This window comes from Mesorhizobium sp. B2-4-1 (genome assembly GCF_006442185.1).
In the GTDB taxonomy this organism is placed as follows: domain Bacteria; phylum Pseudomonadota; class Alphaproteobacteria; order Rhizobiales; family Rhizobiaceae; genus Mesorhizobium.
In genome coordinates this window covers 184,071-199,066 of sequence record NZ_VFVN01000010.1, presented here as the reverse complement: position 1 = coordinate 199,066, position 14,996 = coordinate 184,071, and the positions used below count along the sequence as shown (strand labels likewise).

The 14,996-nt window shown below is 60.1% G+C and carries 13 protein-coding genes; 7 read left to right on the top strand and 6 right to left on the bottom strand.

What is annotated here, in order from left to right; all coding sequences use genetic code 11:
• Positions 1-13 precede the first annotated feature (13 nt).
• The 4 genes from FJ949_RS23910 to ehuB all read right to left on the bottom strand — a co-directional run bounded on the left by FJ949_RS23910 (position 14) and on the right by ehuB (position 3,187).
• Positions 14-829 (bottom strand): amino acid ABC transporter ATP-binding protein, encoded by an 816-nt coding sequence (locus FJ949_RS23910; protein WP_224646666.1) that lies wholly within the window; start codon positions 827-829, stop codon positions 14-16.
• Positions 826-1,485, bottom strand: a complete 660-nt coding sequence (locus tag FJ949_RS23905) for an amino acid ABC transporter permease (protein WP_140499741.1) — start codon at positions 1,483-1,485, stop codon at positions 826-828. Before FJ949_RS23905 ends, FJ949_RS23910 begins: the two co-directional genes overlap by 4 nt.
• Positions 1,475-2,134: an amino acid ABC transporter permease gene (locus tag FJ949_RS23900; RefSeq protein ID WP_140499739.1), complete on the bottom strand. Its 660-nt coding sequence runs from the start codon at positions 2,132-2,134 to the stop codon at positions 1,475-1,477. The genes FJ949_RS23905 and FJ949_RS23900 overlap by 11 nt, the downstream gene beginning before the upstream one ends.
• A gap of 171 nt (positions 2,135-2,305) precedes the next feature.
• The gene (gene ehuB / locus FJ949_RS23895; protein ID WP_140499737.1) at positions 2,306-3,187 is read right to left on the bottom strand and encodes an ectoine/hydroxyectoine ABC transporter substrate-binding protein EhuB; all 882 of its coding nucleotides are present in this window, start codon (positions 3,185-3,187) and stop codon (positions 2,306-2,308) included.
• A gap of 198 nt (positions 3,188-3,385) precedes the next feature.
• Between ehuB and FJ949_RS23890 the strand changes: the two genes are divergently transcribed.
• From FJ949_RS23890 to FJ949_RS23875, 5 genes are all read left to right on the top strand, one after another.
• Positions 3,386-4,129 carry a GntR family transcriptional regulator gene (locus tag FJ949_RS23890; RefSeq protein WP_140499735.1) on the top strand — a complete coding sequence of 248 codons (744 nt, stop codon included), beginning with the start codon at positions 3,386-3,388 and terminating at the stop codon, positions 4,127-4,129.
• Between the two features lie 70 nt (positions 4,130-4,199).
• Positions 4,200-5,363, top strand: a complete 1,164-nt coding sequence (locus tag FJ949_RS23885) for a M24 family peptidase (protein WP_140499733.1) — start codon at positions 4,200-4,202, stop codon at positions 5,361-5,363.
• 209 nt (positions 5,364-5,572) lie between these two features.
• Entirely contained in the window at positions 5,573-6,274 is a 702-nt protein-coding gene (locus FJ949_RS23880) for a response regulator transcription factor (protein ID WP_140499732.1), read from the top strand.
• 51 nt (positions 6,275-6,325) lie between these two features.
• On the top strand, positions 6,326-6,448 hold the full coding sequence (locus FJ949_RS31020) for a hypothetical protein (RefSeq protein ID WP_263496526.1): 123 nt from the start codon (positions 6,326-6,328) through the stop codon (positions 6,446-6,448).
• Positions 6,449-6,870: 422 nt separating this feature from the next.
• Positions 6,871-7,152 carry an HU family DNA-binding protein gene (locus FJ949_RS23875; RefSeq protein ID WP_095089546.1) on the top strand — a complete coding sequence of 94 codons (282 nt, stop codon included), beginning with the start codon at positions 6,871-6,873 and terminating at the stop codon, positions 7,150-7,152.
• Between the two features lie 193 nt (positions 7,153-7,345).
• On the opposite strand, the gene FJ949_RS23870 is transcribed toward FJ949_RS23875, so the two are convergent.
• The gene (locus FJ949_RS23870; RefSeq protein WP_140499730.1) at positions 7,346-7,684 is read right to left on the bottom strand and encodes a hypothetical protein; all 339 of its coding nucleotides are present in this window, start codon (positions 7,682-7,684) and stop codon (positions 7,346-7,348) included.
• Between the two features lie 331 nt (positions 7,685-8,015).
• On the bottom strand, positions 8,016-11,897 hold the full coding sequence (locus tag FJ949_RS23865; RefSeq protein WP_140499728.1) for an autotransporter domain-containing protein: 3,882 nt from the start codon (positions 11,895-11,897) through the stop codon (positions 8,016-8,018).
• A gap of 1,701 nt (positions 11,898-13,598) precedes the next feature.
• Here FJ949_RS23865 and FJ949_RS23855 point away from each other — a divergent pair.
• Positions 13,599-13,898, top strand: coding sequence for a DUF1236 domain-containing protein (locus FJ949_RS23855; RefSeq protein ID WP_140499724.1), 300 nt, complete (start codon positions 13,599-13,601; stop codon positions 13,896-13,898).
• Between the two features lie 687 nt (positions 13,899-14,585).
• Positions 14,586-14,807 (top strand): hypothetical protein, encoded by a 222-nt coding sequence (locus tag FJ949_RS23850; protein WP_140499723.1) that lies wholly within the window; start codon positions 14,586-14,588, stop codon positions 14,805-14,807.
• The last annotated feature ends 189 nt before the right edge of the window (positions 14,808-14,996 follow it).

The following is a 14,996-nucleotide window of genomic DNA, read 5'->3' as shown; positions in this document are numbered from 1 at the left end:
CGATCCTCTTTGTTCAACGAAGCACCTTCTCCAGGAAGAGCCGCGTCCGCTCCTGGCTCGGCGCGGCGAAGAAGTTGGCGGGCGACGCCATCTCGACGATGGTTCCCTGATCCATGAACACCACCTGGTCGGCGATCTTGCGGGCGAAGCCCATTTCATGGGTGACGCAAAGCATCGTCATGCCGTCCGCGGCGAGGCCGACCATGACATCGAGCACTTCCTTGACCATCTCCGGATCAAGCGACGATGTCGGCTCGTCGAAGAGCATGATCTTCGGATTCATGCAGAGCGCGCGCGCTATCGCTACGCGCTGCTGCTGACCACCGGAAAGCTCGCCCGGATATTTGTGCGCCTGCTCCGGTATCCTGACCCGCTCGAGATAGTGAAGCGCGATGGCGGCAGCCTCGGCCTTGGACTTGCCGAGGGCACGTCTTAAGGCAATCGTGCAGTTAGACATGACTGTCAGATGTGGAAACAGATTGAATTGCTGGAAAACCATCCCGATTTCGCGCCGAATTTTCTGCAGCTGTTTCTGATCCCGGGTGATATCGGCGCCGCCAATGCGAATGGCGCCGCTGCGGAAGCGCTCCAGCCCGTTTACACACCTGATCAGGGTTGATTTTCCCGATCCTGACGGACCGCAAATCACCAACCGGGCGCCTTGCGGAACGGCAAGATCGATGTTCTTCAGAGCATGGAAGCTGCCAAACCACTTGTTGAGTGCGATGATCTCGACGGCCGGTTGATCCGGGCGGGCCGGGTTACTGCCTTGCCCGATTTCAGTCGGCCCAAGGATCGGGTGTTGCATTGCATGGACAGCGTCGTTCATCGGCTCTCTGGGCCCAGCAACTTGCGTTCGAGAAGCTTGACCATCTGAGCGATCGTCAGGGCCAGAACGAGAAATACAATGCCGACGACCGTTAGCGGCTCGGCATAGCGATAGGAGTCGGAGGCGATGTCTAGTGCCCTGCCCAGCATTTCCGGCACGGCGATGACGGCCAGATAAGGAGTCGCTTTCAGGATCGAGACAAAGTGGTTCCCGACAGGGGCCGCGACGTTGCGCAGCATCTGGGGAGCCAGGATGAAGAACACGGTATCGATCCGGTTCAATCCCACTGCCTTGGCGGCTTCGGCTTGGCCTTTAGGAATGGCGTCGATGCCAGCCTTGAATACCTCAGCCAGATATCCGCTGAAATAGATGCTCAGGCCCAGTATGCCGACCACGGACGCCGGCAGCGTGAAACCCCAATGAGGAAGGACGAAATAAAGGAAATAGAGCCAGACCAGCACGGGTGTCGAGCGGATGAAGTCGATTGCGAAACGCATCAGATATCCGGACACGGATCCTGCTCGCCGAGTGATCTCAAAGCTGAACCCGAGGATAGAGGCGCCGGCGCAACTCAGCAGCGCAACGCCGATGGTGGTCCCGATGACGCTAAGGATCGTCGGAAGGGTCGAGGCGGCGAAGGCAAGATCAAAATTCATTTGTCAGGCCCCTCCCCGCGCCAATGCGCTGCTCCACCCATCGGCCAAACACCGTGACAGGATAACAGATCACGAAATAGGCAAGCAGAAGTGACGTGTAGACGCCGACAGGGTTGTATTGGAGTTCCGCGATTTCCTTTGCCCGGAACGTCATGTCGGTTAGAGTTACAAGAGAGACCAATGCAGTGCCTTTGATCAACTGGATGAACTGGTTGATGAAGGTCGGCGCCATCCTGGTCAGTGCTTGCGGCAATTCGATCAGGCTGAGGATATGCCGGCGCGGCAGCCCGAGCGCAGAACCGGCTTCGATCTGACCTCGATCGAGTGACTGGAGACCGGCTCGGACGGCCTGGCTTCCATACCCACCGGCGTTCAACCCCAGCACCATAGCGCTCACGGCGATCGCTGGAAGTTGGATGCCGACGACCGGCAGGACGTAGTAGAAGACAAAGAGCAGAATGATCACCGCGGAGCTACGCCAGAATTCTATGACGGCAGTGATGGCGAAGCGTGCGACGCCGCTGGTCAGATATTGGGCTACGCCAAAAATCAAGGCGAAGGGCACGGCAAACAGCACGCCCAACGCGGTAACCACGGCCGTTATGCGGAACCCTTGGAAAATGCCGACGAAAATCTCGATAATGGTCACGCTTGAACGTCCCTGGATCCTGAACGCCTCGATGAAGCGGGGCGTTCGCTCGGTCGTATATTGGGCTTCGCTGGCCAAGATGCGGTGGGGCTAGGCCGTAGGAATGCAGGCTGTCCAGCAACGCTTAATCTCGCCTGACGCCCCGATTTTCTCCCGCCGCCTTGCAGCCGGTCAGTCCTGCCCCTTGCACACCTGATCGCTGGTCAGATCCGGCGCCTTCTCCTGATCGGTAAATCCGTTCCTGGCCATTATGCGCGCGACCGTGCCATCGAGCTTGAGCGCCTTGAGCCGGGAATTGTACAGGTCTCGCAGGTCACCATCGTCCTTGCGAAACGCAATCGCCGAATAGCCGAACCGTTCCTTGCCACCTTCCTGCACCCCCTGGAAGGGCAAGGCGCGTTCGACCCCATGGATGTTCTCGTCGGCGAGAATGCGGGCCACTGTCGGCGCCGAAAATGCCGCAACGTCGATCCGGCCGGTGAGCAGCGCGGAAACGTTTGATTGGATATCGGGGAAAAGCTGCGTGCGTTGCTCCACCAGACCTGCGGCCGCCGCATTCTTCGCAGTCGTGCTGCCGCGCCCCACACCAAACTTGATCTCGGGGTTTGCCGCGATTTGGGCGTAGCTGTGAATCTTCTTCGGATTGCCCTCGGCGACCAGGGCGGCATCCGCAAGCTTGAGATCGGGGTCGCTGAAGGCGACGAGCGCGCAACGCTCCGGCGTGATGTAGAGACCGGCGGCGATCGCATCAAAACGCTGTGCTGTAAGTGCGGGGATCAACGCGCCGAATTCGGTGACAACGATTTCCACCTTACCCACCCCAAGACCCTCAAAGGCAGCCTTGATCAGATCGGGATGAAAGCCCGCAGGGTCGCCATTCTTGTCGCGAAATCCCCAAGGAGCGCCATTGGAGATGCCGATGACGATCTTGCCCTCGCCCAAGACCCTTTCGCGCGTCGTCTCGGCTCTCGAAGCGCCAGCCGTCAAAAAGAGAAAAGCGCAGGCTGCCGCTGCGGCCGTGATCTTGCTGAAGAGCCGGTACTTGCTTGCCATGCGGCTTACTCCCTGAGCATCGAATGTCCTTAAAGGTAGACCAGGTATAACAGGTATGTCAAATTTTTATGAAGATGATATTTGAGTTTTGTAAAATTCCGCTGCGCGATGGATCCAGCAATGCGAGCAACGTGACGGGGATAGACATCCCCCACTGCATGCGCTAGGTATCCCTAGTATACCAAGGTGGGAGTTGAAATGAACGGACAAACCGGGACGGTCCTTCACGAGAACGTACGCCATGAAATCATGCGCCGGGTACGTGCTGGAGAATATGCGATCGGCGAATCCCTGCCCTCAACAGCGGCTTTGGCAGAGGAGTTCGCGGTAAGCCCAATCACCATCAAACGGGCATTGCGCGATCTCCAGCCTACCGGGATCTTGCGTTCGGTGCCCGGGCTGGGGACCTTCGTGCGGGAGCAACGAAGGTTCGTTCGTGACCTCGATTTCTCGCTTACCTCTCACGACGACGCTTTGCGGCTTGGCCTGAAGCCCACGATTCGCCTCCTCTCGCTGACGCAAGAAAAGATACAGGATCCGGCCTTTGATGCGCTTGAGCCGCCTGATGGGCTGATGTTGTGTGTTCGCAAGGTGATTTCCACCGACGGCACGCCTATTATGTATGACACCTCATACCTGCCCCGTTCCCTGAGCGACGAGGTGGTTGGTGAGTTCGGGGAAAAGTTCATCAGCGACGCGTTGCGCGCTCATGGAACACAATTCACCAAAACCAAGTTGCTGATCGATGCCGCACCGGCTTCCGAGCAAGCCCAACAGACCTTCACGATCAAGAACGGATATCCAACGCTGCGTCGCCTCTATCGGTTGAGCACGACCGACAAGTCCTTCTCGGTCTTCGGCGTAACGGAATCGCCCTTCGACCGCCTGGCCTGCGTGGTGGAACTGGATGCGAGGAGCAAAGGCTCGAAGTCGAAAAGGTAGGGGGCGAGTGAACAGCTCGGCGAACCGGGCTGCGCGACGATAATCAGAGACAGTCCAGGAGCAGGCGACCATGCTTCCAGCACCACCATCACCCGATGTGCCCCTTGACGAGCTGGCCACGCGGCTCGCCGCCGTCCGGCGCGAAATGGCCCACGACGCGGTCGACTTCCTGGTTCTCACCAATCAGAAAAACATCGAGTATTTCACCGACTACCGAACATTGTCGTGGGGCTATCATTCGCGGCCGTTGTTCGTGGTGATCGACCAGCGCGACATACTCGTCATAGCCAACCGGATTGAGTCCAGAAACCTTGAATCGAGGCCGAGGGCTTTTTCGATCATCTACTATGCTGGCTATCTTGCGGAAGGCGCGCGCGCCATCGTCCAGGAGATTTCCGCTCGCGATCCGGCTGCTACGACAAAAGCCGCGATCGACTATGGACAGGACATGCTTGGTCGCGGTTCTCTGGAGATCGTGGATGGCTTGAGAGCGCGCGGTGGCCGGCTGGAGAGCGCCACGGATCTTTTGTGGCGAACCCGCATCATCAAATCGCCGTTCGAAGCTGGCCTCAAGCGCATCTCCTTCGAGATCGTCAACGCCGCCTTCGATGATGCCGTTTCGCAGGCCAGTCTAGGCATTACCGAAGTCGAGCTTTGTCGGCAGATCCAGTCGCGTATTATCATGAATGGAGCGGAATGCGCCGATCCGATTGCAATGACCTTCTGCCGGGGGGAGTTCAACTACAGCCGCCCACCCCGGATGCAGCCCCTTGCGGTCGGCCAGTACGCCTGGACCGATTTCCGGTCCACCTATGGTGGCTATCCGGCTGATAGAAATCGCATTGCCCGCGGCGGCCTACCCGAACGCTGGGAGATCGATGCATACGAACGAACGCGCGGGCTCACGGTCGCGCTCGCAAATGGCGTCAGGGCGGGGATGACGTCCGGAGACGTTTTTTGGGCCTTTGAGCAGCTTTGGCGCGATGCAGGCTTGCCCCCCGCTTATGGTCTCGTTTCCCGGATCGGCCACGGCGGAGGGCTCGACGTCACCGAGCCGCCATCCATTTCTAAAGATAATCCCGAAATTATAAGGCCGGGCATGATCCTTCACCTTGAGCCCAAGCTGGAAATCAATGGCGCCGTCTTTCAATTCGAGGAAGTGATCTACGTTCGCGAGAAGGAAATCGAGTTCTTAAGTGAACTTTCCCCCGAACGGATGCCGGTCATCAATTAGGGATTTAGTGGGCGCGCAGGTCGTACTCGTTCGAAAGGCTAAGCGACGCCTGAGGGCCGACTGGTGACCCGTATCGCAGGTCCTGCGAGGCACGAAGCCAATCGACTGAAAACCGGAGACGTTTCGGAAATCCGGCAGTTGCCTGGCAGTTGGGGTGTGCCAAGAGACGGGCATTGCGCCACGCCGCCTGAGAGAACTGAACCGCGACTATGAAGCCACTCATCGTGATATGCACGCATGACGCGGAGTTTTATCTCGTGCTCAGCCACATTCTTGCCGTGGACGGATTCACCAGTGCGCTGACCAGCAACGTGGATGAAATCTTTGAATTGGCAGCCGAGACAACGGTGCGGGCCTGTGTGCTCGATTGCCGGCCAGACAATCGTATGGCCGACAACTGTGCCCGACTCAGGCAGGACGCCCGGACAAGCGCCCTCCCCGTCGTTGCGCTGATTGCAGCTGGTGCCGAGAACCAGCATCTGGCGTTGTTGAAGTCCGGAATCAACGAAAGTTTCGTGAGGCCATTGGCGCCGTCTAAGCTGCTTGACTACCTGCACTTCAAACTTGGAACCAGTCCAGAACCCGGCGTACGGACCCCGCCTGCCATGTCGCTGAAATATGGCGACGTCGAAATGCAGGTCGACAGCCATCACGTGCGTTGCAACGGCAGAGAAATTCTACTGGGACCGATAGAGTTCAGGCTGCTGCGTCATATGCTCGAGAACCCGGAAAAAGTGGTCAGCCGCGACGAGTTGATTGCGGTGGCCTGGCCGGGCAATGTTTATGTCGGTCCGCGCACGGTGGATGTTCATATCAGCCGGTTGCGCAAGTCGCTCAAGCATTCCTCACATGGCGATATCATTCGCACCGTACGGCTTGGTGGATACGCGCTGGAATATCACCCGTTTTGATCGGTGCCGTTCACCGGCAGGTAAAGATCACTTTCTCGCTAGAATAGGACTGTGCAGAGCCGGCCCACGCTTGGCGCCCATGTCGCCTCCTCCGATATCGATGTCGCTGCAGTCGAGGAGTTGGAAAAGGTGTGGAACATTGTCGAGTGCTTCGTCGGCAAAGCCAAAGCCTGAAGCCACGGATGTGATGCGACATTGCGTAGAGATCGCAGCCGGCCGCGCGTCGATGTCAGTCGTTGAAGTGTTGGTGAGGATCAGATCTTTAGCGCATGACCACCCGCGAGAAGCGCCTGTTGGAGCGCAATGGCACTTAGAGCGCTGCCCATAGCCGCGTCACACCTGATCCTCCACCGTATGGCTGAATGATCCCGCTGCGGTCACGCCTCACACACGGTGAGGCATTGGTGGGAAGGGTCGCATCCACGCCGGACGTCTGATGCCGAGGTGATGCGCTGCGCGACTTTCGCGACAGAGTGGTGGAAATTCCTGGCTTGAGCGTTGGTTCGCACCGCATTCCGTTCCTTGACGCGATGACAATGTGGAATTGCCTGTGCCATAAGGCCAATCGTTAAATCAACTCAGAAGGGATGGAAACGATGGCTGTAAACACGATCGATATTGCCGAACGCCTTGCAGACGCGCACGGCCTGTCGAAAACCCAAGCGAAATCCGTGGTCGAGGATGTGTTGAAGGGCATTGCGGAAGCCGCTGCCAAGGGCGAGGAAATTAGCCTCAATGGCTTCGGCAAGTTCAAGGTCCAGAACAAACCAGCACGTGATGGCCGCAACCCGTCGACTGGCGCCACGATCAAGATCGCCGCATCGAAGAAGATCGTCTTCCAGCCGGCAAAGGCTCTCAAGGACTCGGTGAACGGCTGATCATTCAATGACGATACATCTCGTCTGATGGTAACGCGCTGTCCTGTTGGGCGATGGTGTCTCATGCCAAGATCATCAGCTTCTCATTGCTGCCGTTCTTAGGTCGAGGTCCCCGGCCGCGCGCCAATGCGCGGCCGGAAAATTCTCCAAAAGCAAGCTGGCCGGAACCGCGCGGCAGCTCCGGCCGTCGCGCTTACTCGGCGGCGATGTTGAAGGGTTCGCCCCCCTCGGCCAAAGCGCTGCTGTCGGAGCGCGCACCGTTCATCCTGTCCGGCTCGGGGACTTCCGGCTCCAGTTCGGCAACGTTCGCCGAACTGACATCTGAACCTTCCTGCCGTTCACCAAACACCACAGGTTCCTGGGTCCGCAAGACAGAAGGCAGGCATCCGGCTCTGGCGAGCAACTGCTCGGCGGCTTCCGCCATTGGCCGCCGGCGAAGAGGCGGCAGAGGGGCTGTCAGACCTGAAAAAGCAGCGTCGCGCGCGGCGTCGAGGACATGTGCCTTGGTGGCGTCGGGACGGTTGACGTCCAAGAGCGATAGCGACACAAACCTGCACCGCGCTGCGTATGTCCAGCAGATGCAGCGCTACCTTCAGGTAGCTTAGGCGCCACGCGGTGCGATCGTGTATATGACCACCGGCGAAATGTTGCCTGGCCTGCCGGTGAATCGAAGTTCAACATCTACGCATCACAATCTTCGTTAGCCGCGAGCTGACGGTCAGCTTCTGGCTTTCGCAACGAAAATTGCCGACATTAAGTCTGCTGGAACCGTAACAACGAATTGACCCGATCCTGACGACCAAGCATTCGCGGCGAATGCCAATTTCGCTGGCAATAGGAGCCTTCAAAGATTCCGCCACCGATCAAAATTTCACGGAAAGATCCGCCCTGAACCCGTGGTCACTGGTGCCGTCGCCGATCTGGCCGGAATAGGAGAGGCCGAGCGAGGTCTTTTCCGAGAGGGCGAGATCAAGCCCGGCTTCGAGAACGAGCGCGTCCTCAGCGATCGGTGTCCCGGCGACGGTGAAGGCCTCACCGCCGGTGAAGGCAAAATCGGCGAGCGGCGTGACGTCGCCGAAGGCATGTCGCCAGCCGAGCATGCCGCGCGCCCTGGCCTTCATCCCACCAAGCCCGAACTCGGTCGAAGCACGCAGGCCGAGCGTGGTGAAGGTGGCGTCGGTGGTACCGCTGGCGCCTGTGAGCGCGGCCGCCCCGCCATCCTCGGTAAAGCCGTAGCTATGCACGTTGACGTAAGCGAGATTGCCAAAAGGCTCCAAGGCGAAGGAGCCGCGGTCGATCCGGTAGCCGAGCTCGCCGAAGACCTGAGCCGTGCCGGCGTCGTAGTCGGCGGTGAGACGGTCGGTGAAGCCGGGAAAACTGACGGAGCGCGCCGTCTCGATGGCGTGCCATGTGTAGGCCGCACCGGCCCGCAGGCCAAGCGCGCCCCACTGGCCGCCACCATAAACACCGAGATGGTAATTGTCGCTGTCGCCGGAGGACGCGCGATCATCGACATCGAACGAGCTGCGGCTGTAACCGGCAAGCAGGCCCAGCCGCCAGTTTTCGGCGATCATTCCGTCTGCGCCGACAAGGAAGCCGCCGGTCGAACGGTCAAGCGAAGCGGCGTTGCCATCGCTGTCCCATGTTCCCCATGAACCGAAGGCCTGCCCCCACGCCGCAAAGCGCTCCGTATCGGCCGGAGCGGGCGCTGCCCCTGGAGCACTATAGCGCGCGCTCTTGCCTTCTCGCACCAGCGCCTGTTCCTCAGGCGTCAGGGCGGAACCATCCGGCCCATAAGCCAGCACCGGCGTGGAGGATCCAGAGCCATCCCCGAAGGCGGCCCGCACCCTGTTCGTTGCCGCCTCACGCACGAAGCGGCTGTCGTCCAGCATGGCGCCCTTTATCGAAGCGTGTATCTCACCAGAAAGCTGATCGAAGGCATCCCGGGCCGTTTCCTCGTCGGGCAAGCCGACGATCGCGTCATAGATCGGATTGCCAGGCCCCTGGCCCTCGGCGCCATCGCCGACCGCACACTGGTTCGCAGAGATTGCGACATCGCAGAACGACGCGTCGTTGCGGGCTACGTCGAGATAGACGGCGTTTGGATCGTAGGCGAGCGAAAGGTCGACGAAAGGCGCGTTCTGGTCAAGTGTGCCATAGGTGCCGGTAACGCCGCCAGCGGCGGTCAGGATGGTGTAGCGGGTGCCGGTGTCGTAGCCGCCTGGCGCCTTGAGCGCAAAGACGGTGCCGCCCTCGATCCCGGCAGCACCGGTCACATCGATCAGGTCGGAACTGCCGTCCGGGTCGATTTCGGCTTCATAGGTGGATCCGGCAAGCTGGGTGTAGTCGCCGTCGACCGTAAGCGTCCCAATGGAGTTGCCTGGTGCGATGGTGCCCGCCACCGTTGTGGTTCCAACCGTGCCGTTGCCTTGCAAACGGCCGTTCGCCAGAACATCGATCGTGCCGCCGAGCGTTCCGTTGACCGCAAGCGTACCAGCATCGACGGTCGTGGCGCCGGCGAAGGCAGCGGAATTGCCGGTGACTTCCAGAAGGTCCGCACCTGTCTTCAGGAAGTCGCCGGCGCCCGAGATGCTGCCGGCGTAGGTTGCATTCGCACGTTGCTCAAACGTGAACGACGCGCCGGAGCCGATCGCGACATCGCCGCCGAAACGCTCGCCCGCGCTGACGAGGTCGCCGGCATCGACGGACCAGTCGAGCGTACTCATGCCGGCGAGAACCAGTGTGCCAGTGCCGTCCTTCACCATATTCCCCGAGCCGCCGATACCGCCAGCGAAAGTCGCGTTGCCATTCTGGTCGAACACCACCGTGCCGTCATTGCCGATATTACCGCGGAACGATGCGGCATTGCCGACAAGTGTACCGACCTCGATAAGCGTGTTCCCTTGGTAGCTGTTGGAGCCGGTGAGCGTCAGCGTGCCCGCGCCATCCTTGGTCAGGCTGCCGGAGCCGGAGATCGCACCGGTCACGGTGAGATTCGAATCGGTCTGGAAGATGCCGCCGCCAGCCTCAAGCGTGACGCTGCGTCCCGTTGCAAGCGCCGCCGTATTCTGCAGTGTGCCACCGTCGAAGGCCAGCCCGCCCGAGGCGGCGCCGAGATTTGCGTCGGCTGAAACCTGCAGTGTGCCGTTCAGGATGGACGTGCCACCCGTGTAGCTGTTGGCACCGGACAGCGTCAGCGTGCCGGCGCCGGTCTTGATGAGGGAGCCGCCGCCTGTGACGACACCGGCGGCGGTGAGGTCGGCCCCAGTCAAAAAGGTGCCGCCGCCTGCGTTCAGCGTGACGTTTCGCGCTGTCGTGAGGGCCGCCGTGTTCCGCAGCGTACCCCCGTCGAAGGTAAGCCCGCCCGACGGGGCGCCGAGATTGGCATCGGAGGAGATCGACAGCGTGCCCCGATTGATGGTCCAGGGTGTCACCGTGCCTGTTGCTCCCGTCAGTGTCCAAATGCTGGTGCCTGTCTTCGAGAACACGCCGAAGCCCTGGTACTGAGCGGCCACGCCGATCTGTGAGACGTCGAAGCTGGCATTCGCGCTGCCGCCCAATGCCAGGGTGTCGGCGCTGCTGAAGGCGACGACGTTGCCCGTGATCATCGAGCCGGCTTCAAGCATCAGTGTGTTGGCACCGCCAGCAAAGACAATCGCGTTGGTCCCGGATGCGCCCGAAATCGAGCCCCTGTTGACAATCGTCAGATCGCTTCCGCTCACCCCGAAGCCGGCGGACCCAGCCGTACCGTCATTGGTGCCTCCGGTCCCGGCAACGCCGCCAGTACCTCCCGTGATTGTTCCGCTGTTGCTAATTGTTGCGCCACTTCCGGTGACGCCTATCCCGCCATTGCCGCCATTGCCGCCCGTGGTGGGAGCCGCATTGTCGTTGCCACCGCTGCCGCCATTGCCGCCGGTGATCATCCCGAGGTTAGTGAATGTGGCTCCGGAGACAAGCGAAACGCCGGCGCTTCCATTGCCGCCATGACCGCCGAGCACCGGGATCGTTTGCGTCGAGCAGCAGCCGACGTTGTTGCCGCCGTTGCCGCCGTTGCCGCCGGAAATTGTGGAGCCGTTGGTAATTGTCGAGGCGCCCGCCGTGGCAAGTCCGATACCTCCATCGCCGCCGTTGGCGCCAAACGGATTTTGAGAAATTCCGCCGTTGCCACCGTTGCCACCGGTGATTGAGGCGTCGACTCTGACAGTCGCGCCATTTTCGACCACCACGCCATAGCCGCCGGCGCCGCCGCCTCCGCCTGCGCTACCAAGCCCATTGCCGCCATTTCCGCCATTGCCACCAGCGATTGGGCTGGACACGCTGGAATTCGTCGTCACCATGCGGCCGTGCGCGCCACCGCCACCACCGCCGCCGTTGAAGGTTAGAAAGGCGTCGGCATTCGCGCCGCTCACGCCGTTGCCGTTGTTGATCCCCGAGACGCCGCCGGTGCCGCCAGAAGCGCCATTTTGGCTGGTGCCACCGGTGCCGCCGGTCGTGCCACCACCACCGCCACCGCCGGCGGCCGTGTTCGTTTGGCCGTTCCCGCCATTCACGCCGGCAGTCGTCGCCTTGCTCGCACCGCCAGGTCCACCCACGCTGTCGCCGTCGATGAAGTTTCCACCACCCGTGCCGCCGCTTTGTGCCAGCGCTGGAGCCGAAAACGCCAGCGGGCCGACCAGCGTTGCGGTCAAGGAAACAAGTGCAGTGGAGCTTACAAGCGCGGTGCGCCAGGACAGGTTCCGAGGCATGAGCCCCTCCATTATGTCCGGCTTCGGCATTCCCGACCCGATGAAGGCGGCCCCCCGAAAGCCTGTCGTCCCCAAGACCAGCGGAGGCGCGGAGGCGATCAAAAGTCGCCACCCGCGCCAGCCCGTCACCCGCGTTCGCGCACGTTAACTCAACCCAAGGCTGTCGTCCCCGCAGAGGTGGCGAATGAGCTGTCTATGACGTGATCATGATGCCGCTTTGTCGGGGCCTGTTACCATAATACAACAATCTGCGCGGGTATCGTTGCAGGCCCGGATCTACGGGATAGGAGCCAGGGCGGGATGCGAACGAAATGGAGGCCGATGAACATTTATTGCCGCTGTTCTTCGCGACAGATTACAGACACCCGATGCACAGCTTTCCCGCGGATCGCGACGCTCGCTGCGTCCCGCGCAAATGTCGGCGGTTGGCGCAAACTCGCCCGTGGCGTTGACACCAGCGATATCCGCTTCTGGAGAAGGGCAGGGGTCACCCGAACGACCGATTGGAGGCGCGAAGCTGTCGTTCGCGTCGTGGAAACGTTCGTCGGCTTCGGGTCAGACTTTCCCGTTCCCCACCAGTCTTTGCAGCACCAAGACAGGTCCATCACGCCCAACACCGTACAAAATACTGCAGTCTTCTGAGTGGGGGGAAAGCGGTAGCGCTCTACCGACTCGAACCCCCATAGATGCTTGGATCAAGGTTGCACCACAGCGGATCCAGACACCCCGACCTCCTTCAGAAGCGCGCGCATCTCGACGGGAGCCGCAAGACAGAAAGTTCGAAAAGCTTCTAGGAACCCCAGGCAAATTGGATGCGCTGTGGACAGTTTCGCCCTAGCGGGATCGCTCGACGCCGCTGCAGCAGCCGATTCTGCAAGTAAGTCAAAAAGTTGCCTGAAGTTTACACGAACTTCGCCGCCATCTCATTCGCAGACACTCTGGTTGGCGTGGTTCCAACGAGATACTCACAAATACATAGGCACCCACCTCGAACCGGCGCGTTTCAGTTTCAAAACCGGGCTGAGGCAAATGCCCTATAGCGGGCGCAATTGTTCGTTCATATTCGGTGGCTCAGTACTCAGTACAAGGTAGATTGCGGGGACTAACATCAACCAGCCCCCCATTCCCAGCGCCACCAAAATCGCCACGCGCTCGGTTCGCCTGACAAGGTCGACAATGTTTTCCTCATTCGTCAAAGAAACAGCGTCCAAGAGCCCAGGCGCAGGATCATCGTTGTCATTTGCCGGTTGGTTTGCTTTGCCACTCTCATTGGTTCTCTGGATCGATGTCATTGTCTTTTGCTCACCAAACATACTGAAATAGAGGGCCCGCCAGCCACCGAGGCGGCTTGCGGGTCCTATCAGCACAGGAAGGGACGTAGCTGTGCCGATCCACGACATGTCAGCCAAGGAATATGCCGATCACCAAAAATGTGACGGCTGTCGCGAAAATTGGCGCGAGCAACCAACGCGCTTGGCCAATGCTTTTATCCATCTGCTTTCTCCGAATTTGGAGAAGCAACTACCCTGGCCCCTAAGCCGTTCCGACTAGTCTCAAGAGGTAAGACCATCGCGTTTTGTGATCGGCCTTTGGTCTGGTCAGCGTTCAGACTGAAGTCCGCTAGAGGAACGTTCGGCCTGCCGACGTGTTCAGATGGCTGGCGCGCAGAAAATTTGTCGCCGGAACAACAGGAGAAAAACCATGAGGATACACCTTACCAGCACTGCTGCGGCGCTATTGCTTTTGGCCGGCGTCGGCGCAGTTGCGGCACAGGATGTGGTCATCACACCGGAACAGGACACCGTCGTGCGCCAATACGTGAAGAAGCAACCGCTGGCTTCCGTGAACCTTCTCGGACTTGAGCTGAATGTCGGCACGGCTCTGCCGGACACGGTCGAGCTCCATGAGGTTCCCAATGTCAAATACCGATATGTGGTGGTCGACAACCGCACGGTTTTGGTGGACCCGAGCACCCGCAAGATCGTCAAAGTCTACGACTGAGACCTCGAACGAACCCCACAACCCGCCGCCACGTTGGCGGCGGGTTGTGCATGTCAATCGCCATTCAACCGGACAAATGAAAATGATGAACCCTAAAGTCGAGACGTCGCTAGCCCTCGTCGCGCGCCTGGTTGATCTCCAGGCGAGAGAGTACGGTACGGCGCGTACCACTAAGGCCTCCCGAAAGGTCGCGGCATCGGGGATGACGGTCGCGGCCAGATTGCTGGCGACGATCTGATCGCCGCATGGTTCCTGTCGGACCGGACGCCTCGAATGGGTAAACGCTAGGGGTCGGTCTTGTCGCGGCTCCGGATGGCCGGCGCCGCAGAGCTGGTTTGGGTCTATTTCTGCGAGTCGTCGTATGATGTACGAAGCCATCGGTCTGTCACCGATACTGCCCCAAAGTTGCTGCGCCGATACGCACAGTCAGCGGATGTCAAAAAGCCCGCCACTGCGGAAACAGTGACGGGCTTCATGGGAGCCGGCCAGCGGAGGATGATGCTGGCGAAGGGTAGCAACGCTCCCCCAAACCATCAGTTGCACCTAAGCGAACAAGGCCGCCCATCTTTCGAATAGCCGCCTTCGTGCACCAGCACCTTAGCAAGCAATTCCTGTTCACCAGCAACAGCCACGACAGTTCCGTTCGAATTCGGACTTGGCTAGGATCGCCTCGGAGAGATCGGGCCGATGGCAAGTTTCAAAGTTGAGGCGATGAACGGCACGAAGGTGATCAGCACCACCTCAGTGGAAGCCCACAGCCATGTTCATGCCGTTGTGAAGGTCGTCCAGCGACCACTGAAGCCCGGGCGAACATCCGGCAAACCCTGGGTGCGCGTCACCGATCTCGGCACGCGCAAGATCAGTGAGTTCGAATTCGCAAGTTACCGGAACCTCAAGTCTCCAGAATAATTTGCAGCACTAGAGGCCGAGCACTGGATCCAGAAAACCGCGGGATACGGCTGACGCGCTGGGCGGGCTTTCAGGAGCCATCGATGGCCGAATTTGTCGTGGAGGAGTTGACAAGATTGGGGCGCCAAGCGCCATTCAGGCGGCGTCCTCATCGAAGGGTCGACGGTGACGACCGGACGCCAACCCGGT

Coding starts and splice junctions, on each gene's coding strand:
- FJ949_RS23875 (WP_095089546.1), top strand. CDS start 6,871: ATGGCTGTAAACACGATCGATATTGCCGAACGCCTTGCAGACGCGCAC.
- FJ949_RS23855 (WP_140499724.1), top strand. CDS start 13,599: ATGAGGATACACCTTACCAGCACTGCTGCGGCGCTATTGCTTTTGGCC.
- FJ949_RS23865 (WP_140499728.1), bottom strand. CDS start 11,897: ATGCCTCGGAACCTGTCCTGGCGCACCGCGCTTGTAAGCTCCACTGCA.
- FJ949_RS23905 (WP_140499741.1), bottom strand. CDS start 1,485: ATGAATTTTGATCTTGCCTTCGCCGCCTCGACCCTTCCGACGATCCTT.
- FJ949_RS23910 (WP_224646666.1), bottom strand. CDS start 829: ATGAACGACGCTGTCCATGCAATGCAACACCCGATCCTTGGGCCGACT.
- FJ949_RS23880 (WP_140499732.1), top strand. CDS start 5,573: ATGAAGCCACTCATCGTGATATGCACGCATGACGCGGAGTTTTATCTC.
- FJ949_RS23885 (WP_140499733.1), top strand. CDS start 4,200: ATGCTTCCAGCACCACCATCACCCGATGTGCCCCTTGACGAGCTGGCC.
- ehuB (WP_140499737.1), bottom strand. CDS start 3,187: ATGGCAAGCAAGTACCGGCTCTTCAGCAAGATCACGGCCGCAGCGGCA.
- FJ949_RS23890 (WP_140499735.1), top strand. CDS start 3,386: ATGAACGGACAAACCGGGACGGTCCTTCACGAGAACGTACGCCATGAA.
- FJ949_RS23850 (WP_140499723.1), top strand. CDS start 14,586: ATGGCAAGTTTCAAAGTTGAGGCGATGAACGGCACGAAGGTGATCAGC.